29 protein-coding genes and 1 tRNA gene are annotated in these 26,137 nt (G+C 66.2%); 18 read left to right on the top strand and 12 right to left on the bottom strand.

Annotation, left to right across the window (positions count from 1 at the left end; genetic code table 11):
• Positions 1–81: 81 nt before the first annotated feature.
• The 3 genes from ACTHQX_RS02955 to ACTHQX_RS02945 form a co-directional block, all read right to left on the bottom strand.
• Positions 82–489: a hypothetical protein gene (locus tag ACTHQX_RS02955; RefSeq protein ID WP_076798221.1), complete on the bottom strand. Its 408-nt coding sequence runs from the start codon at positions 487–489 to the stop codon at positions 82–84.
• 97 nt (positions 490–586) lie between these two features.
• Positions 587–766, bottom strand: coding sequence for a complement resistance protein TraT (locus ACTHQX_RS02950; RefSeq protein ID WP_236807812.1), 180 nt, complete (start codon positions 764–766; stop codon positions 587–589).
• A 33-nt stretch (positions 767–799) separates the two neighbouring features.
• Positions 800–2,020 (bottom strand): multidrug effflux MFS transporter, encoded by a 1,221-nt coding sequence (locus ACTHQX_RS02945; RefSeq protein ID WP_236807813.1) that lies wholly within the window; start codon positions 2,018–2,020, stop codon positions 800–802.
• Between the two features lie 179 nt (positions 2,021–2,199).
• Between ACTHQX_RS02945 and ACTHQX_RS02940 the strand changes: the two genes are divergently transcribed.
• The 7 genes from ACTHQX_RS02940 (at position 2,200) to ACTHQX_RS02910 (ending at position 7,919) form a co-directional block, all read left to right on the top strand.
• Positions 2,200–3,081 carry a phage holin family protein gene (locus ACTHQX_RS02940; protein WP_440155543.1) on the top strand — a complete coding sequence of 294 codons (882 nt, stop codon included), beginning with the start codon at positions 2,200–2,202 and terminating at the stop codon, positions 3,079–3,081.
• Between the two features lie 55 nt (positions 3,082–3,136).
• The gene (locus tag ACTHQX_RS02935) at positions 3,137–3,760 is read left to right on the top strand and encodes a CDP-alcohol phosphatidyltransferase family protein (RefSeq protein WP_440155541.1); all 624 of its coding nucleotides are present in this window, start codon (positions 3,137–3,139) and stop codon (positions 3,758–3,760) included.
• Complete coding sequence (locus ACTHQX_RS02930) at positions 3,760–4,668, top strand: DMT family transporter (protein ID WP_236807816.1); 909 nt, start codon at positions 3,760–3,762, stop codon at positions 4,666–4,668. Before ACTHQX_RS02935 ends, ACTHQX_RS02930 begins: the two co-directional genes overlap by 1 nt.
• Positions 4,669–4,774: 106 nt before the next feature.
• Positions 4,775–5,971 carry a glycosyltransferase gene (locus tag ACTHQX_RS02925; RefSeq protein WP_440155539.1) on the top strand — a complete coding sequence of 399 codons (1,197 nt, stop codon included), beginning with the start codon at positions 4,775–4,777 and terminating at the stop codon, positions 5,969–5,971.
• Positions 5,972–6,118: 147 nt separating this feature from the next.
• A tRNA-Ile gene (locus ACTHQX_RS02920) sits at positions 6,119–6,192 on the top strand.
• 81 nt (positions 6,193–6,273) lie between these two features.
• Positions 6,274–6,597 (top strand): hypothetical protein, encoded by a 324-nt coding sequence (locus ACTHQX_RS02915; protein WP_236807818.1) that lies wholly within the window; start codon positions 6,274–6,276, stop codon positions 6,595–6,597.
• 131 nt (positions 6,598–6,728) lie between these two features.
• Entirely contained in the window at positions 6,729–7,919 is a 1,191-nt protein-coding gene (locus ACTHQX_RS02910) for an acyl-CoA dehydrogenase family protein (protein WP_440155537.1), read from the top strand.
• Positions 7,920–7,981: 62 nt separating this feature from the next.
• Here the strand turns inward: ACTHQX_RS02910 and ACTHQX_RS02905 are convergent, their stop codons facing one another.
• Entirely contained in the window at positions 7,982–8,503 is a 522-nt protein-coding gene (locus ACTHQX_RS02905) for a M23 family metallopeptidase (RefSeq protein ID WP_440155535.1), read from the bottom strand.
• Between the two features lie 432 nt (positions 8,504–8,935).
• Between ACTHQX_RS02905 and rpsB the strand changes: the two genes are divergently transcribed.
• The 6 genes from rpsB (at position 8,936) to ACTHQX_RS02875 (ending at position 13,915) form a co-directional block, all read left to right on the top strand.
• Positions 8,936–9,805 carry a 30S ribosomal protein S2 gene (gene rpsB, locus ACTHQX_RS02900; RefSeq protein WP_102970810.1) on the top strand — a complete coding sequence of 290 codons (870 nt, stop codon included), beginning with the start codon at positions 8,936–8,938 and terminating at the stop codon, positions 9,803–9,805.
• Positions 9,806–9,931: 126 nt separating this feature from the next.
• Complete coding sequence (gene tsf, locus ACTHQX_RS02895; protein ID WP_102970811.1) at positions 9,932–10,768, top strand: translation elongation factor Ts; 837 nt, start codon at positions 9,932–9,934, stop codon at positions 10,766–10,768.
• 125 nt (positions 10,769–10,893) lie between these two features.
• Positions 10,894–11,631: a UMP kinase gene (gene pyrH, locus ACTHQX_RS02890; protein ID WP_236807821.1), complete on the top strand. Its 738-nt coding sequence runs from the start codon at positions 10,894–10,896 to the stop codon at positions 11,629–11,631.
• Positions 11,632–11,728: 97 nt separating this feature from the next.
• A complete protein-coding gene (gene frr / locus ACTHQX_RS02885; protein WP_102970813.1) occupies positions 11,729–12,286 on the top strand; it encodes a ribosome recycling factor in 558 nt (185 codons plus the stop codon).
• Positions 12,286–13,209, top strand: coding sequence for a phosphatidate cytidylyltransferase (locus ACTHQX_RS02880; RefSeq protein WP_236807822.1), 924 nt, complete (start codon positions 12,286–12,288; stop codon positions 13,207–13,209). The genes frr and ACTHQX_RS02880 overlap by 1 nt, the downstream gene beginning before the upstream one ends.
• Positions 13,210–13,327: 118 nt before the next feature.
• Positions 13,328–13,915, top strand: a complete 588-nt coding sequence (locus ACTHQX_RS02875; protein WP_440155533.1) for a DivIVA domain-containing protein — start codon at positions 13,328–13,330, stop codon at positions 13,913–13,915.
• A gap of 29 nt (positions 13,916–13,944) precedes the next feature.
• On the opposite strand, the gene ACTHQX_RS02870 is transcribed toward ACTHQX_RS02875, so the two are convergent.
• The 4 genes from ACTHQX_RS02870 to ACTHQX_RS02855 are packed head-to-tail and all read right to left on the bottom strand — an operon-like array spanning position 13,945 to position 17,754.
• Entirely contained in the window at positions 13,945–15,411 is a 1,467-nt protein-coding gene (locus ACTHQX_RS02870) for a sodium/solute symporter (protein ID WP_440155532.1), read from the bottom strand.
• A gap of 7 nt (positions 15,412–15,418) precedes the next feature.
• A complete protein-coding gene (locus ACTHQX_RS02865) occupies positions 15,419–15,781 on the bottom strand; it encodes a hypothetical protein (RefSeq protein WP_236807825.1) in 363 nt (120 codons plus the stop codon).
• Positions 15,778–16,497: a LytR/AlgR family response regulator transcription factor gene (locus ACTHQX_RS02860; protein ID WP_236807826.1), complete on the bottom strand. Its 720-nt coding sequence runs from the start codon at positions 16,495–16,497 to the stop codon at positions 15,778–15,780. The genes ACTHQX_RS02865 and ACTHQX_RS02860 overlap by 4 nt, the downstream gene beginning before the upstream one ends.
• Positions 16,498–16,557: 60 nt before the next feature.
• On the bottom strand, positions 16,558–17,754 hold the full coding sequence (locus tag ACTHQX_RS02855; RefSeq protein WP_236807827.1) for a sensor histidine kinase: 1,197 nt from the start codon (positions 17,752–17,754) through the stop codon (positions 16,558–16,560).
• 162 nt (positions 17,755–17,916) lie between these two features.
• On the opposite strand from ACTHQX_RS02855, the gene ACTHQX_RS02850 reads away from it, so the two are divergent.
• Positions 17,917–18,312, top strand: coding sequence for a DUF485 domain-containing protein (locus tag ACTHQX_RS02850; protein WP_236807828.1), 396 nt, complete (start codon positions 17,917–17,919; stop codon positions 18,310–18,312).
• On the top strand, positions 18,309–19,925 hold the full coding sequence (locus tag ACTHQX_RS02845) for a solute symporter family protein (protein ID WP_440155531.1): 1,617 nt from the start codon (positions 18,309–18,311) through the stop codon (positions 19,923–19,925). Before ACTHQX_RS02850 ends, ACTHQX_RS02845 begins: the two co-directional genes overlap by 4 nt.
• A 119-nt stretch (positions 19,926–20,044) precedes the next feature.
• On the opposite strand, the gene ACTHQX_RS02840 is transcribed toward ACTHQX_RS02845, so the two are convergent.
• The 4 genes from ACTHQX_RS02840 to ACTHQX_RS02825 all read right to left on the bottom strand — a co-directional run bounded on the left by ACTHQX_RS02840 (position 20,045) and on the right by ACTHQX_RS02825 (position 22,392).
• Entirely contained in the window at positions 20,045–20,647 is a 603-nt protein-coding gene (locus ACTHQX_RS02840; RefSeq protein WP_440155530.1) for a hypothetical protein, read from the bottom strand.
• Between the two features lie 19 nt (positions 20,648–20,666).
• The gene (locus tag ACTHQX_RS02835; RefSeq protein WP_440155529.1) at positions 20,667–21,071 is read right to left on the bottom strand and encodes a DUF4383 domain-containing protein; all 405 of its coding nucleotides are present in this window, start codon (positions 21,069–21,071) and stop codon (positions 20,667–20,669) included.
• A 144-nt stretch (positions 21,072–21,215) separates the two neighbouring features.
• Complete coding sequence (locus ACTHQX_RS02830) at positions 21,216–21,761, bottom strand: hypothetical protein (RefSeq protein ID WP_440155527.1); 546 nt, start codon at positions 21,759–21,761, stop codon at positions 21,216–21,218.
• 157 nt (positions 21,762–21,918) lie between these two features.
• A complete protein-coding gene (locus ACTHQX_RS02825) occupies positions 21,919–22,392 on the bottom strand; it encodes an Lrp/AsnC family transcriptional regulator (protein ID WP_214850604.1) in 474 nt (157 codons plus the stop codon).
• 196 nt (positions 22,393–22,588) lie between these two features.
• On the opposite strand from ACTHQX_RS02825, the gene pdhA reads away from it, so the two are divergent.
• From pdhA to ACTHQX_RS02810, 3 genes are read left to right on the top strand one after another with little or no spacing between them, the layout of a single operon-like run.
• Positions 22,589–23,767, top strand: a complete 1,179-nt coding sequence (pdhA, locus tag ACTHQX_RS02820) for a pyruvate dehydrogenase (acetyl-transferring) E1 component subunit alpha (protein ID WP_440155526.1) — start codon at positions 22,589–22,591, stop codon at positions 23,765–23,767.
• On the top strand, positions 23,764–24,774 hold the full coding sequence (locus tag ACTHQX_RS02815) for an alpha-ketoacid dehydrogenase subunit beta (protein ID WP_236807833.1): 1,011 nt from the start codon (positions 23,764–23,766) through the stop codon (positions 24,772–24,774). The genes pdhA and ACTHQX_RS02815 overlap by 4 nt, the downstream gene beginning before the upstream one ends.
• Positions 24,771–26,108, top strand: coding sequence for a dihydrolipoamide acetyltransferase family protein (locus ACTHQX_RS02810; protein WP_440155525.1), 1,338 nt, complete (start codon positions 24,771–24,773; stop codon positions 26,106–26,108). Before ACTHQX_RS02815 ends, ACTHQX_RS02810 begins: the two co-directional genes overlap by 4 nt.
• The last annotated feature ends 29 nt before the right edge of the window (positions 26,109–26,137 follow it).

Genomic DNA, 26,137 nt, shown 5'->3' with positions numbered 1-26,137 from the left:
GAGCGCGCAGTCCCGCGGTTGGCCCCAGAGCCGGCCGCGGGACTTTTTTGTGCCGTCAGTGCGGCGTCGGGCGCTGCGGCGTCAGACGAAATCCATCTCCACCTGGAGGAAGCGCTCTGCCTCCGCTATGGCGGCTTCAAACGCCTCCCGCTCCGTGGGGGACTTCCGCGGCTCGCGGGGGTGCCACTCGTGGGGCGAGGAGTGCACGCGTGTGAAGCCGCCGTCGGGCGGGGCATAGAAGATGCCGAACCGCTGGACGGGCCATTCGGGAGAGGTTTCGGGGGCCACCAGCAGGGCGGCATTGAAAGCCGGGTTGAACCACTGGGCTATGGGCCGGCGCCGGTCCTCGGTGAAAAGTCCCGCCGCATAGAGCGCTGCCGACTGCGCACTGGTCTGGGTGCACAGCCGGTCCCACCACAACGGCAGAATGCCGGAGTCGCACCGCTGCCACGTGGCCGGAAGCGGGGGATGATCCTGCCAGTGGGGCACGTAACAACTTTATCGCGCAGGTACCCCAGCGAACAGATGGCCTGACGTCGATCGCCCCCGGTCCGGAGGTACGGCGCGGCTTGGTGGGAGCGGCGGGTCAGGACCGGTTCCACGGTCCTGGATTGACGCGGTACAGCAGGGCAGAACCGACGACGGCGCCCACCAGGATGCCCAGCGCCGCGTTGCCCATCATCCTGCCGGCGAAGAATCCGGCCACGGCGCCGAGGATGGCTCCGAGGAACAGCCCTCGGCCGTTGCGGTGGGGTTTGCGGGTCATGGTGCCAGCCTACCCGGGGTGCAGCAGGGGACCTCAGTGGATCGAAGGCACCGTCCGGGGCCGGACCACAAGCCACAGGGCGGCGGCTGCGAGGAAGATGCAGCAGGCCTGGACCGCGCCCATGGGGGTGGCGGAATTGCCTCCCAGCCACCCGACGACTGGGGAGATGATGCCGGCCATCATGAACGTGGACGCGCCGAGCAGGGACGCAGCCGTGCCGGCCTGCGCCCCGTGGCTGGCCAGCGCCAGGACCTGCACGCAGGGGAAGGTGAATCCGGTGCCCAGGATGTAGAACCACAGCGGAACCAGGACGCCCCAGAGCCCGAACCCCAGCTGGTCGAACACGACGATCAGCACGGCCATCAGGAACATCCAGGCCGTGGAGCAGGCCAGGATCCACTGCGGCGGGACGCGCCTTATCAGCCGGGAGCTTGTCTGGACCCCCGCGACGATGCCCAGCGAGTTGATGCCGAAGAGCAGGCCGTACTGCTGGGGTGAGAACCCGAAGACGTCCTGGAACAGGAAAGGGGAGGCCGAGAGGTAGGTAAACAGGCCACCGAAGTTCATCCCGCCAAGCATCAGCAGCCCCACGAAGATCCGGTCGGAGAAGAGCACACCGTACCGTTGCCGGGCCGTCAGTCCGGACTGGCCGCGTTTCTCCCGCGGCAGCGTCTCCCGGACCAGCACGATGGCGGCGAGGATCACCACGGTGCCGTAGCAGGCCAGGAACACGAAGATGCCGGGCCACGGCATGACCAGGAGCAGCTGGGATCCAATGACGGGCGCCAGGATGGGCGCGAGCCCGTTGACCAGCGCCATCCGGGAGAACATCCGGACCATGGCGTACCCGCTGAACAGGTCGCGGACCATGGCCATCGCCACCACGCCGCCGCCGGCCGCGCCGATACCCATGAGGACGCGGAACACGCCAAGGGTCGCGATGTCGGTCGAGAACGCCGCCCCGAGGGAGGCAGCGATGTGCAGGGCCGTGGCCAGGATCAGCGGGAGCCTGCGCCCGAACTTGTCGCTGAAGGGTCCCACCACCAGCTGCCCCAGGGCGAAGCCGACGGTGGTGCCGGTGAGCGTCAGCTGGACGGCGGCTTCCGAGACGTTGAGGCTCGCTTCCAGGGCAGGGAAGGCGGGCAGGTAGAGGTCCACGGTGAAGGGCCCGAGGGCGGTGAGCGCGCCGAGTAGAAGGATGTACAGGAGTTTCTGCCGGCGGCTGAGCGCATCGCCCGGGTTGGTGGTGGTCACAGAGAACCATCCTAGGGCTGACAGATCAGACTTTTACAGCGTTGGAGGGCTCGCCGGGGCTAATTCCAGAAGTTCAGGCTGACCCTGAATGATAGTTTTGTCAGCGGGGGCGCGCGGACGCACCGGAAACCCCCGAAAGCAGCGAAAAAAATCGACGACGGACCAGTAAGGCGGAACCTATGAGCGGGCGTCACAGCGGGCGGACCAACCAAGGACTGCGTATCACTGCGCTGCCAAAGACAGTGAAACTGGCCCTCAAACTTGCGCCGCGCCAGCTCAATGATGAGATCGCCCTGGCCAAGATCGAAGCGAAGCGCAAAGGCAAGCAGCTCGGCGTCGCCGGTGCGTTCTTCGGCGTGGCCGCCGTTTTCCTTGCACTGCTGGTCACCGGTCTGATCGTGGCAGCCATCATGGGCCTGGCCACCATCATGCCGGCCTGGCTGGCTGCGCTGCTCGTCAGCGCGGTCTTCCTGCTTATTGCGCTGATTGGCGGGCTCATCGGCCTCCGGAAGTTCAAGCAGGCCATGCCGCTGATTCCGGAGGACACGGTCCGCGGCCTGAAACACGATCTGGGCATCGCCAAAGAGGGCTCGGACTTCAACGCCGCCGTGCTTGATCCCAATTCGCCCCAGGCGAAGGCCGCCGCGGAAGCAAAGGCCGCGGAGAAGGCCAGAGAGAAGGCGGACAAGGAAGCCAAGAAGTCGGCCGAGGCTGTGGATGTCCCTGTGGCCACCGAGCCTGAACTCCGCCGCCGGCTGAAGCAGCGCCGTGAACACCTGACCGGTGTGCGCGATGAGCTTGGCGAGGAACTGGACGTGAAGACCCAGGCCCAGGCCCTGCTCGGCGTCGCGAAGCACCGCGCCGCGGAGGGCAACGAGAAGTTCCAGGAGGCCCGCGGACGTGCCGCCGAACGTTTCGCCGCCATGTCGGCGTCGGCGCGCTCCGGGGCTTCGGAGGCCTCGCTGCCCGGACAGCTGGAGGCGCGCTGGAAGCCGCTGCTGGCCCTCGCTGCATCCACGGCCGTCCTGCTCACGCTGCTGCGGAAACTCTTCAAGAGCTGAGCCTTGCCCTGAACGAAGACTGTAAGAGGCCGCCGGCCGCGGAGAGGGAGGCCTGATGAGATTCATCGGCGCTGGTTCCCGTGCCGGGCGGCCGCATGTCGATCGTGATCTGGTCTACACCGTCCCCAACCTCCTCACGGTACTGCGCTTCATGGGCGTGCCGATTTTCGTCTGGCTTGTTTTGGCCCGGAAGGAATACGGAGTAGCAGTGCTGGTGCTGGCCATCATGGGCAGCACCGACTGGATTGACGGATATGTCGCCCGGCGGTTCAACCAGACTTCCAAACTGGGGCGCGTCCTGGACCCCATCGCCGACCGGCTAGCCCTGATAGCCGTCGCGGTCACCCTGGTGATCGCCGGCGTCGTGCAGTGGTGGTACCTGGCAGCGTTGGTGGTCCCCGATGCCGTCCTGCTGGGCATGTCGCTGTTCTACTTCCGCGGCCACCCGGACCTTCCCGTCAGCCTGGTGGGCAAGGCCCGCACGGGCCTGCTGCTGCTGGGTACTCCGCTCCTGATGCTGTCCAAGCTGCCCATTCCGTTCGCCGGGGCATGGTTCGTGGCAGCCTGGGTGGTTTTGGGGCTGGGTCTCGTTGGACACTGGATTGCCGGCTACAACTATTTCTGGGCGATCCGCCGCAAAGGAAAAATGCTGGCTCCCGACGACGGCGGGAACGGCTGATGGTCTGGGTGGCGGTTGCGCTTGCGGTCATGGGCGCCTTTTGCCTCGCCTTTGGCGCCCAGCGCCAGGGCAGTGCCGTCAAGGCGGACACCGGGGGGCTGGCGCTGAGTTCCAACGGCTTCCTGCGGCTCCTGCGGAACCCACGGTGGGTCTTTGGCCTCTTCCTCCTCTGCCTTGGCATGGCCATGAACTCGGTAGCACTGGTTACGGCACCGCTGACCGTGGTCCAGCCCATTGGCGCCATCGCCCTGGTGATCACCACCGTGGTCAACACCAAGGACCAGGGGTTGAGCATCAACCGGGCCACGGTGGTGGCCATCACCGCGTGCGTTACGGGTTCGGCGCTGTTCGTCCTGCTTGCCGTGACTGTCACGCAGGAGAGCCACCACGTCACGCCTGAAGACGAACTCACGATTGTGCTGCTGCTTGCCCTGGCGGTGGGCATCTTCGGCAGCCTCGCGGCCATGTTCAAGCACCGCATGAGCGCGTTCATTTACATTTTGGGTGCCGGCATCCTGTTTGGTTTCGTGGCCGTGCTGACCCGGATCATCGGCAAGCATCTCCTGGACCCGAACGGCCTGTTCCTCCTCAACGTGCCGTGGTATTCGGTGGTGGCCATTGCAGCGGCCGGGGGACTCGGGTCATGGTTCGTCCAGAGCGCCTACTCCTCCGGTCCGCCGGATCTGGTGATCGCCGGCCTCACCGTGGTGGACCCTATTGTGGGCATCGCGATTGGCATCACGATCCTCGGCGAGCTGCGCCCCGATGTCCACGCCGTCCAGGCGATTGCCATGGGTACGGCGGCAACCCTTGCTATCGTGGGGGTAATTGCCCTTTCAAGACACCATCCCGAGGTCACCAAGCGGAAGAAGGACGTTCGGAAGGCCACGGGCAGGGCGTCCCACTAGCCGGTTTTACTGCGGAACAGGCAAGAATGTGCCGGTGCATCACGTGCCGGCACCGGCCGGTGTGGTCAGCCGCAGCCGACCACCATGACCACCAGGAGCTTTCTACGTGACCATGCCCGACGCCCAGCGTCCACTGACCATCCTTATCGCGGCCGACACGTACCCGCCACACGTTAACGGAGCCGCCCAGTTCGGCTACCGGCTGGCCAAAGGCATGACGGCTCGCGGACACGATGTCCACGTGCTGGCGTGCCGGCAGGACAAGGGCAGGAGCTTTACGGAGTTCCGCGCCGAAGCCACTGTCCACCGCCTCCGCTCGCACAGCGTTTTCACGCACGAGTACTTCAGGGTCTGTTTCCCGTGGGAGATCAAGAAGGAAATCAGCCTCCTGTTCGACAAGGTCCAGCCGGACGTAGTGCACATCCAAAGCCACTACATGATCGGCGAGCACGTCCTGTATGAGGCAGTGAAGCGCGGCGTCCGCGTCGTCGCCACCAACCACTTCATGCCGGAGAACCTCAACCCGTTCCTGCCGTTCCCGCAGTGGTTCAAGGACATCATCGGAAAGATCTCCTGGAAGGACATGGGGAAGGTCATGGGCCTGGCGGACGTCGTTACGACGCCCACGCCGCTGGCCGCGAAGGCCATGCATCAGCATGCCTTCCTGCGCAAGGTACTGCCGCTGTCCAACGGCATCGACTCGGCAGCCTACGAACCCAAGCCCGACGAGGTCATTGAGCCGCACGAACACCCCACGGTGCTGTTCGCGGGCCGCCTGGCCGAGGAGAAGCACGTGGACGTGCTGATCAAGGCGGTGGCCGCCACCCCCGCGGACCTGAAGGTCCATCTTGAAATCGTCGGCGGCGGCGAGGTCCGCCCGTCGCTGGAGGCCCTGGTGGAACGGCTCGGCCTGCAGGACCGGGTGAAGTTCCTGGGCCTGGCCAGTGATGACGAACTGCGTGAGGCCTACATCCGGGCTGACCTGTTCTGCATGCCCGGTACCGCGGAACTGCAGTCACTGGTGACCCTGGAGGCCATGTCCGCGTCGACGCCTGTCCTGCTGGCGGACGCAATGGCCCTTCCGCACCTGGTGCGCGACGGCGAGAACGGCTACCTGTTCACGCCCAACGACAGCGCAGACCTGGCAGCTAAGATCACCCGGATTCTCCGGCTGCCGGCCGAAGAGCGCAAGGCCATGGGCGACGCCAGCCGGTGCATGGTGGAACCGCACAGCATCCAGGGGACCCTGCAGACATTTGAGGACCTCTACTACGGGGCGAACTACGAGGACAAAGTGGTCTAGGGGCCGGGGTTGCTTGAGGTTGCCGGTGTGTGAAGTGGTCTGAAGCCCTTCGCCGGTTTGCTAGAGTGAATCTGCCCCGCCGACGACGGGCCCCCTTCCGGGCCGGCGCTGGCCGGGCGCACCTCCCGGTATGCGGGGCCGGTGCACGGGGCTATAGCTCAGCTGGTTAGAGCGCGGGACTCATAATCCTAAGGTCCTCGGTTCAAGTCCGAGTAGCCCTACCTCCAGAGCCCTGATTCGCGTCATCGCGGGTCAGGGCTCTTCTTCTTTTCCAGGCTGGTCGCCGGGCATAGAGTTCGGCCATGACCATAGACGTCTCCACGGCCGGGTTGCTGGCGGAGGTCATTCCCGCCCTTCTCGTTTTCCTGGCACTCGAGGACCGGCTGTCACCATCCAACATCCCACGCCGAAAATGGCGGCGGCGGCTGACGCGCTGGCGTGAAGCCGCAGTAGTGGCCAACCTGTTTGCACTCGCTTTCTGCCTGGCCATTGTTGTGACCAAGGCCGAGTACTTTCTGCTGAGTTGGTTCATCGCGGCCAGTGTCGCCTACCTCGTCGGAGTGCTCGCGCTGCTGTTCGCCGGCATGTTCCGAAGCGAAGAGGGCCGGGTTCCCCGGGAGGACTGAGCCATGGAGGATCGGGCGGTGTTGCGCTTTCCTTCTGCCTTCCCGTGCTGTAAGTTACTCATCAGTAACAAGTCCTGGCCGCGGCCTTCTCCGCCGCGGCCGCAGGGCACTGGGTCACTGCAAGGAGCGCCATGTCCGCCGCTGAAACCGACATCAACAGCCTGCCCTACGCCGACGGCGACTTCTTCTCCTTCGAGCAGCTGCTCACTTCCAAGGAGCGGGACAGGCTGGCCGAGGTCCGCTGCTTCCTGGCCCGGGAAGTGAAGCCCATTGCGGTGGACTGCTGGAACCGCGGCGAATTTCCCATGGACCTGATTCCCAGGCTGGCCGAGCTCGACCTCGTCAGCCCGGTGCGGCGGCAGGGCTATTCCAATCTGTTCGCCGGCATTGTGCACGCGGAAGTGACCCGCGCGGACGCGTCCATCGCCACCTTCATGGGTGTGCACGACGGGCTCTTCGCCGGCTCCATCGAAGCCCTGGCTTCCCGGGAGCAGCAGGATGCCTGGCTGCCGGACATCTACTCGCTGCGCAAGATCGGTGCCTTCGGGCTGACGGAACCCCTCGGCGGTTCCGATGTCGCCGGCGGCACGCGCACCACCGCAAGGCGGGACGGTGACCGCTGGGTCCTCAACGGCGCCAAGCGCTGGATCGGCAACGCAACATTCTGCGACTGGGTGGTGGTCTATGCGCGTGATGTGGCTGACAACCAGGTCAAGGCTTTTCTCGTGGACACCACGCTGCCGGGGTTCAGTGCAACGAAGATCGAGAACAAGATCTCGCTGCGGACCGTGCAGAACGCGGACATCACCCTCGACAACGTGGTGGTGCCGGACTTCTTCAAGCTGGCCAACGCCAACAGCTTCCGCGATACCAATAAGGTCCTCAAGGTCACCCGCCTCGCCGTCGCGTGGCAGGCAGTGGGCCAGCAGCTCGCCGCCTTCGACGTGGCCAGGCGCTACGCCGTGGAGCGGCACCAGTTCGGGCGCCCGCTGGCCTCCTTCCAGCTGGTGCAAAGCCAGCTGGTCCAGATCCTGGGGAACGCCGTCAGCTCCATGGGCATGATGGTGCGGCTCGCCCAGCTCGAGGATGCCGGCCAGGCCAAGGATGAGCAGTCAGCCCTCGCCAAGGCCTTCACCACTGCGCGGATGCGGGAAAGCGTTGCAATCGGCCGCAGCCTCCTCGGCGGTAACGGCATTGTGACGGACTTTGAAATGGCAAAGATCTTTGCCGACGCCGAGGCGATCTACTCCTATGAGGGCACCCACGAAGTGAATACCCTGGTGGCGGGGCGGGCCATCACCGGCGTCTCCGCGATCGTCTAGTCCGCGACCGTCCAGTCCGCGATCGTCGGGCAGCTCAGTTCAGCAGCTTAGTTCACAACAGCTCAGTTCAGCGGCAGCAGCACCGAGGGCCGCAGGTCCAGGATGAAGGACAATGGGTTGAGGTACTGCTCTCCGCGGCGGACGCCCCAGTGCACGCAGGGCGAGGAGCCGCAATGGCCGGCCAGCAGGGTGCCCACCACGGCGCCCTTGGCCACGGAAGCGCCCTTCCTGAGTGTGCTCCGCACCGGTTCGAAGCTGCTGCGCAGGCCATTGCCGTGATCAATGGTGATGACGGACCGGTCCACCACCACGCCCACGAAGCTGACGGTGCCGGACTCCGGGGCGGTGACCGGACCGCCGTCGGACGCTGATCCAAGGTCCACGCCCCGGTGCCCGCTCAGCCACGGTTTGTCAGGCGGGTCGAATGGGCGCAGGACCGCCGGCCGCGGCGCAAGTGGCCAGCTCCAGCCCGCCGGCGCCGCCGTGGTGGCCCGAACGGGGGAGACCGGTGGCAATGCTAACGGTACGGGTGCGGCGGCCGCCGTCGTGAGCAGGAGCAGCGACGCCATCACAAAAGCTCTCATGTCCCCAGCATGGGCGCCCGATCCACCGGCAGGAACGGGGCCTCCGGCCTATGTGGAAAACGCCGCAAGTTGCACCAGGGACGCGGCGGGACCGGTGCATTTGCCGCGGTCCGCTGTAGTACACTTGGTGGAGCAGTTTGCTGTGCCCTCAACGCATTCCATTTCGTGGCTAGCGTCAGCACACCCCATTCAGGAGTGCGGGGGAGCAGCAGCTGACTACGCGTATCCAGCCCTCCACCACCGGTAAGCAGTCGCTTGCTGCTGCGGAGGATTGTGCCTCTTGCGGTCAGGCCCGGCCACGGTCCTGATGAGAAGTGCAATGGATGCCAGGAGCCTGTGCCCGCCCGGGTAAGGCTAATAACCGTCAACTATTGGCAGGGTAAGAGCGGCCGCGGCCGCTCTCATGAATGACCTGCCGGAAGGAGCGTCGGCATGCCCGTCGTAACCATGCGCCAGCTGCTTGACAGCGGCGTCCACTTTGGACACCAGACCCGCCGTTGGAACCCGAAGATGAAGCGCTTCATCTTCACCGAGCGCAACGGCATCTACATCATTGACCTCCAGCAGTCGCTGTCCTACATCGACCGCGCCTACGAGTTCGTCAAGGCCACCGTTGCCCACGGCGGCACCGTGCTGTTCGTCGGCACCAAGAAGCAGGCTCAGGAAGCCATCGCCGAGCAGGCCACCCGCGTTGGCCAGCCGTACGTCAACCAGCGTTGGCTCGGCGGTATGCTCACCAACTTCCAGACTGTTGCCAAGCGTATCCAGCGCATGAAGGAACTCGAAGAGATCGACTTCGACGACGTCGCCGGTTCCGCTTACACCAAGAAGGAACTGCTGCTTCTGCGCCGCGAGCTCACCAAGCTCGAGTCCAACCTCGGCGGTATCCGCAACCTGACCAAGGCACCGTCCGTGCTGTGGGTTGTCGACACCAAAAAGGAGCACCTGGCTGTTGACGAGGCCAAGAAGCTCAACATCCCGGTTGTTGCCATCCTGGACACCAACTGCGATCCGGACGAAGTCGACTTCCCGATCCCGGGCAACGACGACGCCATCCGCTCCGTGAACCTCCTGACCCGCGTTGTTGCTGACGCCGTTGCTGAGGGCCTCATCGCCCGCAACCAGCGCGCAACCGGCACCACCGAGACCCCGGAAGAGCCGCTGGCTGAGTGGGAGCGCGAGCTCCTCGAAGGCAGCAAGACCGAGGAAGCCCCGGCTGCCGAGGCTGCTCCCGCCGCAGAAGAAGCTCCCGCCGCAGAGGAAGCCCCGGCTGCTGCCGAGGGTACCGACTCCGCGAAGTAACAACTTCATCGGGATTTCCGGGCGCTGTCCGCAGCGTCCGGGCAACTGACAGGATGGCCGCTCACCATGTGAGCTGCCGTCCTGTCGGTCCGTACACACAAAAATTTTCTAGACAGAGGGGTTCACATGGCGAACTACACTGCCGCTGATATCAAGGCTCTGCGCGAGCGCACCGGCGCCGGCATGATGGATGTCAAGAAGGCTCTCGACGAAGCCAACGGCGACGCCGAGAAGGCGATCGAGATCATCCGCATCAAGGGCCTGAAGGGCGCCACCAAGCGCGAAGGCCGCTCCACCGCTGAAGGCCTGGTTGCTGCCAAGGTCGCCGGCGGCGTCGGCGTAATGATCGAGGTCAACTGCGAGACCGACTTCGTCGCCAAGGCTGACAAGTTCATCCAGCTGGCTGACAAGGTGCTGGCCGTCGCCGTCGAGTCCGGCGCTGCCGACCTCGAGACCCTGCTCGCCACCGATGTTGACGGCAAGCCGCTGTCCGAGGTTGTCGTCGAAGAGGGCGCAATCCTCGGCGAAAAGGTCGTTGTCCGCCGCATCTCCCGCATCGAGGGCGCTACGGTCGACGCTTACCTGCACAAGACGTCCAAGGACCTCCCGGCCCAGGTCGGCGTCCTGTTCGCTGTTGACGGCGAAGGCGAAGCAGCTGCCACCGCCGCGCACGACGTTGCCGTTCACGTTGCAGCCATGGCCCCGAACTACCTCTCCCGTGAGGACGTTCCGGCTGAGCTCGTCGAGTCCGAGCGCCGCATCGCCGAGGAAACCGCAAAGGCCGAGGGCAAGCCCGAAGCTGCGATGACCAAGATCGTCGAAGGCCGCGTTACCGGCTTCTACAAGGGTGAGGTCCTGGTTGACCAGGCCTTCGCCAAGGACGCCAAGAAGTCTGTGGCGCAGGTCCTCGAAGAGGCCGGCGTCAAGGGAACCGCGTTCACGCGTTTCCGCGTCGGCTCCTAGTCTGACAAGCAAGGGGGTGGCCACTTCGGTGGCCGCCCCTTTTGCATGCACCGGCCACATAAGAAATATGAGCGCTGGCCGGATGCGCGATAACCTAGCTCAGAGTTCACCAACCGGAAGGCACCATGGAAGCCGTCAATACTCCCGTCCAGTCAGAGAAGAGCAGGCGCCGGGTTCTCCTGAAGCTGTCCGGTGAAGTCTTCGGCGGCGGCAAGCTGGGCGTCGACCCGGACACCGTTCGCGCAGTGGCCAAGCAGATCGCTGCCGCCGTTCCCGACGTCGAGGTGGCCATCGTGGTTGGCGGCGGCAACTTCTTCCGCGGTGCCGAGCTGTCCCAGAGCGGGATGGACCGTTCGCGTGCCGACTACATGGGCATGCTGGGAACCGTCATGAACTGCCTCGCCTTGCAGGACTTCCTGGAGCAGGCCGGTGTTGAGACCCGGGTCCAGAGCGCCATCACCATGGGACAGGTGGCCGAGGCCTACATTCCCCGCCGCGCCATCCGCCACATGGAAAAGAACCGCGTAGTCATCTTCGGTGCCGGCGCAGGCCTGCCGTACTTCTCCACGGACACCGTGGCTGCCCAGCGCGCACTCGAGGTGCACGCCGACGTGGTGCTCATGGCCAAGAGCGGCGTGGACGGCGTATACACCGCCGACCCCAAGAAGGACCCGACCGCTGAAAAGCTGGAAAACCTCAGCTACGACGACGCGCTGCGCCGCGACATCCGCGTCATGGACCAGACCGCCATGACGATGTGCAAGGACAACAAGCTCTCCATGGTGGTGTTCGGCATGGAAGGCGAAGGCAACGTCACGCGTGCCATCCGCGGCGAAAAGCTGGGAACGCTGGTCACGCCCTAGTTACAGCTAGGATATTTCTAGGACGGTTCCGCCCACTGGGCGGGACCAGGATTGTGAAATGCCCGGTTTGCCGGGAACCAATTTCTGAGGAGAGACCGTGATCGAAGAAACCTTGCTCGAAGCCGGGGACAAGATGGACAAGGCTGTTGAGGTCGCCAAGGAAGACTTCGCCTCGATCCGCACCGGGCGGGCAAACCCGGGCCTGTACAACAAGGTCATGGTGGAGTACTACGGCACCCCCACCCCGCTGCAGCAGCTGGCATCCTTCGCGATCCCGGATGCCCGCACCATCCTCATCACGCCGTTCGACAAGACCGCCCTGCGCGACATCGAACGGGCACTGAGCGACTCCGAGGTCGGCGCCAACCCGTCCAACGACGGCAACGTCATCCGCATCACCATTCCGGAGCTGACGAAGGAACGCCGCAAGGAATACGTCAAGATCGTCAAGGCCAAGGGCGAGGACGCCAAGGTGTCCATCCGCAACATTCGCCGCAAGGCCAAGGAAACCCTGGACCGGCTTGTCAAGGACGGCGAAGCCGGCGAGGACGAGGGCACCCGCGGTGAAAAGGAACTCGACGCGATCACCAAGCAGCACGTCGAGGGAATCGACGAGCTCCTCAAGCGCAAGGAAGCTGAGCTGCTCGAGGTCTGATGGGCCAGGCACAGCAGGCCCCCGGTGCGCGGGCCCGAACCCGGACCCGCCAGCCAAGGCCCAACCCCACTCCTGGGGCCGGGCGTAACCTTCCGGCGGCAATCGCCGTGGGCCTGGCCATGCTCCTGGCGGTGCTCGGCGGGCTGCTCTTCCTGCCGCTCGGCTTTGTTGCCGTGGTTACGGCCTTCGCCGCCTTCGGCGTGTGGGAGGTCTTCCGCGCGCTCGAAGCCAACGGCACACGCCTGCCCATTGTGCCCGTCATGGTGGGCACGGTGGCCATGCCGTTCTCGGCCTACTTCGGCGGGCTGGAAAGCCTGCTGTTCGCGATGCTCGCCAGCAGCGTGGCGGCGCTGCTCTGGCGGTCCGTGGAAAGCGCAACCGGCTCGGCCCGCAGCATTTTCGCCGGGGTGTTCACCCTCGCCTGGGTGCCCTTCCTGATCAGTTTCGCCGCGCTGCCGCTGCACGTCGAGGGCGGCGCCTCCCCGGTGGGCCCATGGCCGGGCGGAACTGTGCCGGAGGGCGCCTGGCAGATCGTCATCCTGCTGCTCCTGGTGGTTTCCAACGACACTTTTGGGTACCTCGTAGGCGCGCGGCTGGGCAAGCACCCCATGGCGCCAAAGATCAGCCCGAAAAAGTCCTGGGAGGGTTTTGCCGGATCCATTGCGGGCGCCATGGTCGTCGGGATCCTGGCCAGCATCTTCCTGCTGAACAAGCCCTGGTGGGTGGGCGTCGTGCTGGCCATCGGCATGGTTGCGGCCGCCACCGCCGGAGACCTCGCCGAATCGATGGTCAAACGCGAACTCGGCGTCAAGGACATGAGCAGCATCCTGCCGGGACACGGCGGGGTGATGGACCGGCTCGACTCGATCGTGTTCGCCTCGCCGGTGGCCTTCATGCTGTTCGTCCTGTTTTCCGGGACCTGAGTTCCGCCAGGCCTGCTTGTCGCAGGAGTGCCTTCCCGCAGGTGCCTCTGGCACCCGGCCATCCGCGACGCCCTAGAATAATGCGGTTACGAACCGCCGAAGAAGTATCGAAGGAAACATGGTGAGAGTGGACAGCAAGCGGCAGATTCCGGCGTCGTTCGAACGCGTGGCGCGGACGGACTACGGCTACAACGCAAAGCAGGTGGACCAGTTCCTGCAGCAGGCCCGCGTATCACTGGAGACGCCCGAAGCGGCCGCCCACCCGCTCAAGAGCGCCGACGTCCGGTCCGTGTCCTTCGACCCCATCAAGGGCGGATACTCCGCCACCGCCGTGGACGCCGCCCTGGACCGTCTGGAAGACGCCTTCGCCCGCAGGGAGCGGGACGACCTTATCGCCGAACGCGGCGAGGACGCCTGGCTCCGTCAGATCGGACAGCTTTCCGGAACGCTGCGGGGCCGCCTTCACCGGCCCGACGGCGAGAGGTTCCGCCGCCCGGTCAAGAAAAAGGCGCGCAGCTACAACACCAAAGACGTGGACGCCCTGTGCCTGGACCTGATCGGCTACCTGGAACAGGACAAGCCCCTCAGCGTTGACAACGTACGCCGGGCCGTCTTCCGGCCTGCCGCCGGCAAGGACGGCTATGAGGAGACCCAGGTGGACGCCTTCCTCGACCGGGTGGTCGAGCTGATGGCCGCCATCGACTGACAGCCTGGCCAGCAGTGCTGGCTGGCCGCTCAGCGCTCCGTGGCCAGCGGCCGCTCGGGCGTGTGGAGCCGGGTCATCACCCTGGTGATGGTCCGCGGCACCCGGGAACTGGTGGCACGCGACGCCAGCACCATCACGGTGAAGGCTGCCGGTACCGTCCAGGCTGCGGGCTGCGCCAGCCACGGCGGCGTTCCCGCCACCCCCAGCAGTGTGCCCGCCACCATGGCGCCGCCGCACAGCAGACCGCCGGTCACCATCCCCGCGATGGCCCCGGCGTCGGTCAGGCCGCGCCACCAGATGCCGAGCAGCAGGACCGGACAAATGGTGGACGCCGTAAAGGCGAACACCAGGCCCACGCTCCCGGCGAGGGCCAGCGAGTCCGTCATGAGCGCCAGGCCCAGCGGAACGGTGATCGAGACCAGGGCCGCCACCCGGAAGCCGCGCACGCTGCCGCCCAGCACGTCCTGGCTGATCACACCGGCCAGCGAGACGACGAGCCCCGATGTTGTGGACAGGAACGCGGCGAAGGCCCCCGCCACGACGAGCGCGGACAGCAGCTCTCCGGCCGGGCCCCCGACGAGGCGGCCCGGAAGCAGCAGCACCAGGGCATCCGCCTGCCCCGCCCGTGCCAGGTCCGGGGCGAACAGGCACCCGGCCAGTCCGTACGCCGTCGGAAACAGATAGAACACAGACAGCAGGCCCAGCACGATCAGCGTGGTCCGGCGCGCCGATTGCCCGTCGGGGTTGGTGTAGAAGCGGACCAGGACGTGCGGCAGTCCCAGCGTTCCGAACAGCAGGGCCACGAGCAGCGAGATGCTCTGGTAGGGGCTGGCCGGATTCGCCCCGCCCGGGTTCGTGGCCACTGCCGGCAGGGCGGGACCGCCATCCTCCGCCAGCACCAGCAAAATGAAGATGAAGGGCACGGCCAGTGCCGTGAGCTTCAGCCAAAACTGAAAGGCCTGGACGAAGGTGATGGAGCGCATGCCGCCAGCCACCACGGTGAGGCACACCACCACCACGACGGCGGTCGAACCGGCCCAGGACGGCAGTCCGGTGGTGGTCCGGATGGTCAGGGCAGCGCCGTGCAGCTGCGGGACGATGTAGAGCCAGCCCACAATGACCACGGCAAGGCTGGTGACACGGCGCACGGCCCGCGAGTCGAGCCGGGCTTCGGTGAAATCGGGGATGGTGTAGGCGCCGGAACGCCGGAGCGGCGCGGCCACGAACAGCAGAAGCATCAGGTACCCGGCGGTGTAGCCAACGGGGTACCACAGGGCATCCGTGCCGGACAGGAGGATCAGGCCGGCCACGCCCAGGAAACTCGCGGCGGAAAGATACTCTCCGCCAATGGCCGACGCGTTCCACCAGGGCGGCACGGTCCGGGAGGCAACATAGAAGTCCCCGGTGGTGCGAGAGATCCGCAGTCCGTAGAAGCCGATCACCGCCGTCGCCACGGAAACGGCGGCCACCGCCGCGATGCCCACTGCCGGGTTCACCGCAGGATCACCTGTTCCCTGCGAGGTCGCGGTAACGGGCTTCGTTCCGCGCCGCGCTGCGGATATACAACCAGGCGCTGATCCCGGTGACCGGGTAGATCCCGGCGCCCAGCAGGAGCCAGTCGAACGGGATCCCGGCAACCCGGGTCTGCGCCAGGCCCGGTATGGCGGCAAGCAGCAGCGGAAACGCGCCGAGGATCAGCAGGAAGCCGCCGGCCACCACCAGGGCAAGCCGGAGCTGGGAGCGGATCAGCGAGCGGACGAACACCTGGCCGACGGCCGACTCCTCGGCGGACTCGCGCGGCTCGGCCGAGGAGTCGGCCGGCATGCGGGAGGCCGAACGGGGCGCCGTGACCCTGACCCGCGTCATGCCTGCGGCCGGATCCGGGTTGCCTCAAGCTTCTCGCGGACGGCCGGCAGGTGCCGCCGGCTGATCGGCAGTTCCGCGTCCTCGACGGAGACGCTCGGGCGGACCGCGGCGAGCTTGAGGTGTGAGACATGGGCGAGGGCCACCAGATAGGACCGGTGGGTGCGGATGAAGCCTGCGTCCGCCCACTGCTGTTCCAGGTCGGCGAGGGGAACCCTGATCAGGTAGCTGGCATCGGCGGTGTGGAGCCGGGCGTAGTCGCCCTGCGCCTGGACGTAGGTGACGTCGTCGCGCCGGATCATCCTGGTGGTGCCGCCCTGGTCCACGGTGATCATTTCCGGCGTGGCACCGCCGTCGCGGATCAGTTCACTGATCCGGCCAACGGAGCGGGCCAGCCGCTCGGCCCGAACGGGCTTCAGGAGATAATCGACGGCCGCAAGCTCGAAGGCCTCCAGCGCGCAGTCCTCGTCAGCTGTCACGAACACGACGGCGGGCGGCCGGCGGCTGCGGGAAATGGCCCGGGCGATGTCCAGGCCGGATACCGCCGGCATGTGAATGTCCAGGAAGACGGCGTCCACCGCCTCAGCGTCCAGGACCCGCAGCGCCTCGGCGCCCGAGGAGGCGCGCAGGATGGCGCCGATCCTCTCATCACGGCCCAGGAGGAAGGCAAGCTCCTCAACTGCGGGCAGTTCGTCGTCGGCGACGAGAACGTTAATCATGCTCCTAGATTATCTTTCGGACCCGCCGCTTCCGGGTTAGAACCTCCGGCGCCAGCAGTTTCAGGCATCATGGTCCGGCTGCGACTTCGGGACCCGCATGGTGATGAGCGTGCCCTCGCCGGGAGCCGTCTCGATTACCAGGCCGTGGTCGTCGCCGTACACCTGCCGGAGCCGGGCGTCGACGTTCCGTAGGCCCACGTGATCACCGTCCACATGGCCGGCCAGCATGGACTGCAGCTGCACCGGGTCCATGCCCACGCCGTCGTCCTCGATGGTGACCTCCGCGAACGCACCCGAGTCGTTGGCTGAGATGGTGATGTGGCCCGGCCCCTCCTTCGCCTCCAGGCCGTGCCGGACCGCATTCTCGACGAGCGGCTGCAGGCTCAAGAACGGGATCACCGTGCTCAGCACCTCCGGGGCGACCCGCAGGCTGACCTGCACCCGCTCGCCGAACCGAGCCCGCTCCAGCAGCAGGTACCTGTCGATGCACCGCAGCTCCTCGGCCAGCGTGGTGAAGTCCCCGTGCCGCCGGAACGAGTACCGGGTGAAGTCTGCGAACTCCACCACGAGTTCGCGCGCCCGGGCCGGATCGGTGTTGATGAAGGAGGCGATGGCGTTGAGCGAGTTGTAGATGAAGTGCGGGCTGATCTGGGCGCGGAGGGCCCGTACCTCCGCCTCCATCAGGAGCGTCCGGGAGGCGTCCAGCTCGGCCAGCTCCACCTGTGCGGCCACCCAGTCGGCCACTTCCGTGGTGGCGCGCACCAGCCCTGCGCCCGCCTGGGGCGCGAAGGCCGCCACGGCTCCCACCACGCGCGCGCCGGACCGGACGGGGGCCACGACGGCGGCGCCGACGGATCCGGACTTGGGGGAGTGGAGCTGCAGGTCGGCGGCGTTGAACACCTGGGTCCTGCCGCTCGAGAGCACGTCCGCGGCCAGCGCCATCAGACCCGGACGCAGCTCCTCGGCGGTCCCGTCCCAGGCCAGCACGCCGGATACGTCCAGAATGGCCAGCGCGTCACAGCCAAGCAGGGCCCTCAGCTGGCGGCTTGCCTTGGCGGCACCCGCGGGGTTCAAACCCGTCCGCAGATGCCGTCCGGCTTTCGACGCGGCGTGGAGGGTGTTGTAGGTGGCCCGCTCGGCGTCGGTCCCCAGCTCCCGGAAGGAGCGCAGCACCTTGAGTCCGACGGCGACGACGACGGCCACCGCGAGCGCGATGACGGCCATGGCGGCCGCGGAATAGAGAGGGGAGTCCGGCATGCTGCCAGCGTAGCGCGTGCCGTTTGGCGCAGTAGCGCCGCCGTTGACCGACGGGAGCGCGAAACCACTGGCGTATCGGCCCCTCCTCGGCGCACAGTGATGGCAGTCACATTGGCTGGTGCAGTGCGGCCGTGTGCGATTCAGTCTCAACGAGGAGGAATGATGGGTAACGATGCCCGAACCCCGGCCGCGGCGGCGGCCGCGGACTTCGAGGAAGTCCAGGCCACGCAGCAGTTCAAGGAACTGCGCAAGCGCCACCGCAGCTTTGTGTTCCCCATGGCCATCGCGTTTCTGCTCTGGTACTTCGCGTACGTCATCCTTGCCGCCTACGCCGTGGACTTCATGTCCACCAAGGTGTGGGGCAACATCAATGTCGGCATCATCATGGGGCTGCTGCAGTTCGTGACCACCTTCGCCATCACCGGCTGGTACGTCAGCTACTCAAACCGGCGCCTGGACCCGATCGCCGCGGACATCCGGCACGGCATCGAAGGCCACGAGTATGACAAGTCCGCCAGCAGCACGCCGGGCCGTTCAGTAAGCGGGGAAGCAAAATGATCACCATACCCGCAGCGGTCGACGTCGCCGCACTCAAGGACACCACGTTGCTGAACATGGGCATCTTCGCCCTGTTCGTCGCCGTCACCATGGTCATCGTTCTCCGGGCCAGCCGGAACAACAAGACGGCCGCCGATTACTATGCCGCCGGGCGTTCCTTCACGGGTTCGCAGAACGGCACCGCCATCGCGGGCGACTACCTGTCGGCGGCCTCCTTCCTGGGCATCACCGGCGCCATCGCCATCAACGGCTACGACGGGTTCATGTACTCCATTGGCTTCCTGGTCGCCTGGCTCGTGGCTCTCCTGCTGGTGGCGGAGCTGCTCCGGAACACGGGCAAATACACCATGGCCGACGTCCTGTCGTTCCGCCTTCGGCAGCGCCCGGTCCGCATCGCAGCTGCCATCTCCACGCTTGCAGTCTGTTTCTTCTACCTCCTGGCCCAGATGGCCGGCGCCGGAAGCCTGATCTCGCTGCTGCTGGGCATCAGCGACTGGGGCGGACAGGCCCTGGTGATCATCGTCGTCGGGGCCCTGATGATCATGTATGTACTGATCGGCGGAATGAAGGGAACTACCTGGGTGCAGATCATCAAGGCCTGCCTGCTCATCGCCGGTGCCGCCGTCATGACCCTCTGGGTCCTCGCCATCTACGGGTTCAACCTCTCCAGCCTGCTGGGCGGCGCGGCCGAGGCGGCGAACAACCCTGCCGTGCTCAACCCCGGCCTGCAGTACGGCAAGACCGAAACGTCCAAGCTGGACTTCATGTCCCTGGCCCTGGCCCTGGTCCTGGGGACGGCAGCCCTGCCGCACGTGTTGATGCGCTTCTACACGGTGCCCACTGCCAAGGAGGCCCGCAAGTCCGTGGTGTGGTCCATTTGGCTGATCGGGCTGTTCTACATCTTCACGCTGGTCCTCGGCTATGGCGCCGCTGCCCTGGTAGGGGCCGACACCATCAAGGGCGCCCCCGGCGGCGTCAACTCGGCAGCGCCGCTGCTGGCCTTCCACCTGGGCGGCCCGTTGCTGCTGGGCTTCATCTCGGCCGTGGCGTTCGCCACGATCCTCGCCGTGGTTGCCGGGCTCACGATTACCGCCGCCGCCTCGTTCGCCCACGACATCTATGCCAACGTCATCGCCAAGGGAAAGGCCGACGCCGACACCGAAGTTAAGGTGGCCCGCCGCACTGTCATTGTGATTGGCATCCTCGCCATCCTGGGCGGGATCTTTGCCAACGGCCAGAACGTGGCCTTCCTGGTGGCGCTGGCGTTCGCCGTGGCCGCCTCCGCCAACCTGCCCACCATCATCTACTCCCTGTTCTGGCGCCGGTTCACCACACAGGGTGCGGTCTGGAGCATGTACGGCGGGCTCGCATCCGCCATCATCCTGATTGCGCTCTCGCCCGTGGTGTCCGGCGGCGCGACCTCCATGATCAAGGGCGCTAACTTCGCCATCTTCCCGCTGAGCAACCCGGGCATCGTGTCCATCCCGCTGGCCTTCCTGCTGGGCTGGCTCGGCACGGTCCTGGACAAGAGGCAGGAGGACCGCAGCAAGCAGGCCGAGATGGAAGTCCGGTCGCTGACCGGGGTTGGCGCCGAGAAGGCCGTGGAACACTAGCAGCTTTCCGTTCGCTCAGACTCCCGACCCAGCAAGCAGGAGCCCTCGCGCGCCGCGCGGGGGCTCCTGCCGTGCCTGCCGCCGTCGGGCGTGTCCGTCGGGGGCATAAGGCGTGTGGTTCAGGGCGAGTGGTGGCCCCCGGTGTGTTCACCGTGCGGCACCGCGAACTCGCCCGCCGTCGATGCGGCGAGTCCCGGCGTCGTGATGGCGGCAACCAGCAGTGCACCGGCGAAGGCTGCGGCGATGAGTGGCCCCGCACCCAGGCGGCCCGATGCGTCCTGACCGGAACCGCCGGGAAGATTGGGGGACCTGCGGCCGAGCCATGACGTGGCCGCGAGGATCATGAGGGTCAGGAGCAGGGCGGCGAGGTGGCTGATACCCAGGCCGGCCATCCCGCTCCCCGCGCCGAGGACAATGGCCGCCCCGTGCGCGGCGGCTGCCGCGGGCAGCAGGAGGGCGGAGGCCCGCGGCACCGGGAAACGGTTCCTGCTCAGCCCGGCAACCGTCCACCCCAGCAGGGCTGCACCCCAGAGCAGGGCGGCCGTGGCTACGGCCACCCTGCCGGGGAAGTTGGTGCCGGAGGCAGCGAACAGGCTGGAGGCGACGGCGAGGTTGACCGCTGCGGCGCCGAGCCCGGCAAAGCCGGCGACGAGCCTGACGGCATCGGAACGGGACGTTCCCTGCGTTGCCGGAACTGCCGCCATGGCCTGGCTGGTCATCATCTTTCAGGCGCAGGGTCTTCTAGGCGCGTGCCGTGGCGGGGACCTTGTCCAGGGACAGGCCGACGCCGAGCAGCAGGACCGCGCTCGCCAGGTGGAGAACATTGTCCGCACCGTTGAGGGCAATGATGTTCAGGGGCGAGCTGAGCAGGAACAGACCGAGGATGCCCACGAGCAGGTACACCGCACCCACCGCCGTGTTGATGGTGCGCGCCAGCCGGACATCCTTGACTCCGGCGTAGAGGAGGGCGGCGCCGATCGCGAGGTGAATCACGTTGTGCAGCGGGTTGACCTCGAAGATGATCAGGTTGGAGCCTTCAGTGGAGAAGAAGCCGACTCCAGAGGTCACGGCGAAGCCGACGAGTCCCACCAGCAGGTAGACGGCTCCGAAGACAGTGGCGATAAGACGGTTCGGTGAGTTGCGCATGGCCCAAATTCCTTCCGGTTGCCGGCCTGGGACAGGAGCCCTGGCCAGATTTGCGGAGCCCCGGCTGGGAGTCCCGGAAGCGATTCGGTTCCGGTGCGCGCTTGGATGGGTGTGCGCTTGGATGTGTGCGCGGTCAGACGATGGTCACGCCTTTGGCCGGAGCTTGATGGTGACCAGCTTCAGTTCGTCCTTGCCGGCGAAGCGGTACACCATCTCGATGTCCTTGCCCTGGCATTTGATGAGCCCGGCGACATCCGCAATGTTGTTCTCGTTCTGGGTGCTGACTTTGAGGTCGTCGTAGGCCGTGGTGCAGGACGGGTCCAGCTGGAGGCTCTTGACGCCTGCCGCGAATTCCTCGCGACTCAGCTGCTCCTTGAGGCTCGGGTCCATGTAGTCGTTGTAGGCCTTGTCCGTGTCGCCGGCGATGACCAGCTTCGTGAAGTCGTCCGCGAGGTCGCCGGCCTGCCGGGTGGACCCGCCCACCAGGTTCACCAGGAGCAGGACGCCGACGATTACCAGCAGGAGCACGCCTGCCACAATGCCCACCACGATCCAGAGGCCCTTGCGGCTTTTGGCCGGTGGCAGGCCCGGCAAGCCGAACGGGGAAGGCGGAAGGGCCCGCCGTCCGGGCTGCTGTGGTCTGGGCTGGTAGGGGCCGGGCTGCTGTGGGGGGAGCGGGGGATTGCTCAACGGTGGGCCTTTCCGGCACCGCACTGGCGGCGCTCCGACTAACGGGGGCACAGCCGGCGCCCGGTCACTTTGTGGATTAGCCTATAGCGCCCGCGCGCTTTTGCATCGAAGCGCCAAGCCGTGATGGTTTCCCGCCGTTACAGATGGCCAGGTGCGCTCAGTCTTCCGCCGAGTTGCGGTCAAGTAGCGGCTGGATCCGGAACGGTATCAGTTCACCCATCGCCAGGGCGGTGTCGGTCCTTTCGACGCCGTCGCAGGCCAGGATCTTCCCGTTGATCCGGAAGAGGTCTTCGGCGTCCAGTGCCACCACGCGCAGCAGCAGGTCTGCCGAACCGGTCAGGCCGTAGCCCTCGAGGATCTCCGGCACGGCCGCCAGCTCCTCGGCGAGCGAGCCAAGCTTTTGCTGCTGGACATGCACCGAGATGAAAGCCATCAGCGGATACCCCAGGGACACCGGATTGATGCGCCGCTCAAACGACAGGAAAGCATGCTTCTTTTCGAGCTGGGCCATCCGCGCCTGCACCGTGTTGCGGGAGAGGCCGAGCTTCTGGGCCAGGGCCACCACGGTGCGGCGCGGGTCCTGTGCCAGGGCGGAGAGCAACCGGGTGTCTGTGCCATCCAAAGCTTGCATAATGCGCAAGGCTAGCACGGTCCGAACCTGCTAAACAGTGCATTGTGCTCAGTTTTGGCCGCGGTGGTTGTACCACTTGAACATTGTGAGTATGGTCACAATTAACCGGGGCAAAGGCGCCCGGGAGGCCGGAATGCGGCGGTATCACGAGTCCTGCCGCGGGATGGTTACACGACGTCAGAAGGTTGCGGCAACAGTGGTGACAGACGATGCGGGCCAGGGCGGAACAGCCGCCGGCCAGGACAACAATGCAGGGCACCAGGGTGGCGCGGGCCACAACATGGTCCAGCTGATCACCCCCGCGGGGGAGCGCGTCAGCCATCCGGAGTATGACCCCTGGGTCAGGGACATATCAGACGAGCAATTGTGCTCGCTCTACGAAGACCTGGTGGTGATCCGGCGGATCGACAAAGAGGCAACAGCGCTGCAGCGCCAGGGCGAACTGGGCCTCTGGCCGCCGCTGCTGGGCCAGGAGGCCTCGCAGGTGGGATCCGTTCGGTCCCTGCGGGATGACGACTTTATATTCCCCAGCTACCGCGAAAACGGCGTGGCCTACTGCCGCGGGGTAGACCTGTCGGACATCCTGCGTGTCTGGCGCGGCGCTGCCTCCGGCGGCTGGGATCCGTACGCGGTCAACATGGCCATCCCGCAGATCGTCATCGGCGCGCAGACGCTGCATGCCACCGGATACGCCATGGGAATCCAGAACGACGGTGCGGACTCCGCGGCGATTGTGTACTTCGGCGACGGTGCCACAAGCGAGGGCGACGTCAACGAGGCCATGGTCTTCGCCGCCAGCTTCCAGGTGCCCCTGGTGTTCTTCTGCCAAAACAACCACTGGGCCATCTCCGAACCGGTGCGCCTCCAGTCCCATACCCAGCTTGTGGACCGCGGGGCTGGATTCGGCATCCCCAGCATGCGGGTTGACGGCAACGATGTCCTGGCGGTCATGGCAGCCACGCGGGTTGCCCTCGACCGGGCCCGCCGGGGCGGCGGCCCCACCTTCATCGAGGCAGTCACTTACAGGATGGGCCCGCATACGACGGCGGATGATCCCACCCGGTACCGCGACCCCAATGAGCTCGAGGATTGGGCGGCCAAGGATCCGATTGGACGGGTCCATGCGCTGCTTGACCGGAAGGGCCTATTCACCGAGGAGTTCGAAGCCGGCGTGCGGACCAAGGCAGACGCCGTCGCCCGTGAGCTGCGTGCCGGCTGCGTCGGCATGCCGGACCCCGAACCCCTCGACGTCTTCAAGCACGTGTACAGCACCCCCAACTCCTGGCTGGACCGCCAGCAGGACCACTACTCCCGTTACCTTGCCTCCTTCGGCGATCCTGAAGGGGCAACACAAGAAGAAGGTGCACGTCGATGACGCAGATGACCTTTGCGCGGGCAATAAACTCAGGCCTCCGCAGATCCCTCGACAACGATCCCAAGGTGCTCCTCATGGGCGAGGACATCGGCACCCTGGGCGGCGTCTTCCGCGTGACCGACGGACTGCAGAAGGACTTCGGCAACCACAGGGTGGTGGACACGCCCCTGGCCGAGTCCGGCATTGTGGGCACCGCGGTTGGCCTGGCCTACCGCGGGTACCGGCCGGTGGTGGAAATCCAATTCGACGGCTTCGTCTATCCCGCGTTCGACCAGATCGTGTCCCAGGTGGCCAAGATGCATTACCGCAGCCGGGGCGCCGTAAAAATGCCCATCACCATCCGCATCCCGTTCGGCGGCGGCATCGGATCGCCGGAGCACCACTCCGAATCACCGGAGGCCTACTTTGCCCACACGGCGGGCCTGCGGGTGGTCACCCCGGCCAGCCCGCAGGACGCCCACACCATGATCCAGCAGGCTATTTCCTGCGATGACCCCGTGGTGTTCTTCGAGCCCAAGCGCCGCTACCACGACAAAGGCGAAGTGGACGAGTCGCTTGATCCCACTTCGGCCCCACCGATGGGCCAGGCCCGGGTGGTCACGGACGGCAGCGACGTTACACTCGTGGCCTACGGGCCACTCGTGAAGACGGCCCGTGACGCTGCCACGGCAGCCGCGGACGAGGGCGTCTCGGTTGAGGTCATCGACCTACGGTCGCTGGCTCCGGTGGATTTCGCCACCGTGGAGGCCTCGGTCCGCAAGACGGGCAGGCTGGTGATCACCCACGAGGCCGGGCAGTCGGGCGGGCTCGGTGCCGAGGTTGCGGCCAGCATCACCGAGCGCTGCTTCTACCACCTTGAGGCGGCACCGGTCCGCGTCACCGGGTTCGACGTGCCGTACCCGTATTCGAGGGTGGAGATGCACCACCTTCCGGATCTGGACCGGATCCTCGACGGTGTGGACCGCGCGCTGGGCCGGCCGAATTCGCTGAGCGGGCTGGAAGGATGACCGCCACCATGATCAAGGAATTCCGGCTGCCCGATCTCGGCGAAGGACTGACCGAATCCGAAATTGTCAGCTGGAAGGTGGGGGTCGGGGACACCGTCAGCCTGAACCAGATCATCGCCGAGGTGGAGACCGCCAAGGCAGTGGTGGAACTGCCCTCACCGTTCGCGGGGGTGATCACCGCCCTGCACGAACAGCCGGGAACCGTCGTGGAGGTGGGCAAGCCGATTGTCTCGTTCGAGGTTAAGGACGACGCCGGTAACCAGAGCGCCGCGGCCGTTCCGGCTGAGCCGGCGCTTCCCAAGAGGGAACCCAACCTCGTCGGGTACGGCGCCGTCGTCGAAAGCACCGGTCGTCCCGTCCGACGGCAGCGAACGCTGGCTGAGCCCGCCCCGGTGGTTGAGCCTGTCGAAACCAGGCCTGCGGACACCAACACAGCCGAGCGGCCACGTTCCACGCCGCCCGTCCGGAAGCTGGCCAAGGACCTCGGAGTCGATCTTGAGAGCGTCCCGGGGACCGGCCCCAGCGGTCTGATTACCCGTGACGATGTGCGCAATTTCGTGGGCGGCGGGGATGTTCCCGCGGCCGCCCAGGAGTTGGCAGCGCAGGAACTGCAGCCGGCGCGGGCACAGGGCGAGCGTGAGGTGCGGACACCGATCAAGGGTGTCCGCAAGTTCACGGCCGCTGCCATGGTCAGCAGCGCCTTTACGGCACCCCATGTGACGGAGTTCCTCACGGTCGACGTCACCCCGGCCATGGAGTTGCTGGCCAGGCTCAAGGAAAGCAAGGCCTTCGCTGGCCACAAGCTCACGCCGCTAACCCTCGTGGCCAAGGCTGTCCTGATCGCATTGCGGCGGAATCCCGGCCTGAATGCGAGGTGGGATGAGGCCAACCAGGAGATCGTCCAGTTCAACTACGTGAACCTCGGCATCGCGGCCGCAACTCCGCGGGGTCTCACCGTTCCCAACATCAAGGATGCGGACCGGCTGGCGCTCGTCGACTTGTCCACCGGGCTCGCAGAACTGACGGATACCGCCAGGGCAGGTAAGACCAGCCCGGCGGACCTCTCGGGCGGCACCATCTCCATCACCAACATCGGTGTCTTCGGGATCGACGCCGGAACGCCCATCCTCAACCCGGGGGAAGCCGCGATCCTCGCCATGGGCGCCGTCCGGAAAACTCCGTGGGAGTACCAGCATCAGGTCGCACTGAGGCAGGTCATGACGCTGAGCCTCTCCTTCGACCACCGGCTGGTGGATGGCGAGCAGGGGTCCAGGTTCCTGGCCGACGTAGGTGCGCTGCTCGCGGATCCCGGCATGGCCTTCGCGCTGGCCTAGCCGCAAGTCATAGAGGTTTGCCTGCCGCC

It is taken from the genome of Arthrobacter sp. SAFR-023 (assembly GCF_051965295.1).
Taxonomy (GTDB): Bacteria; Actinomycetota; Actinomycetes; order Actinomycetales; family Micrococcaceae; genus Arthrobacter.
Note: the sequence above shows the minus strand (reverse complement) of the source record. Positions and strands in the feature narration are given on the sequence as shown.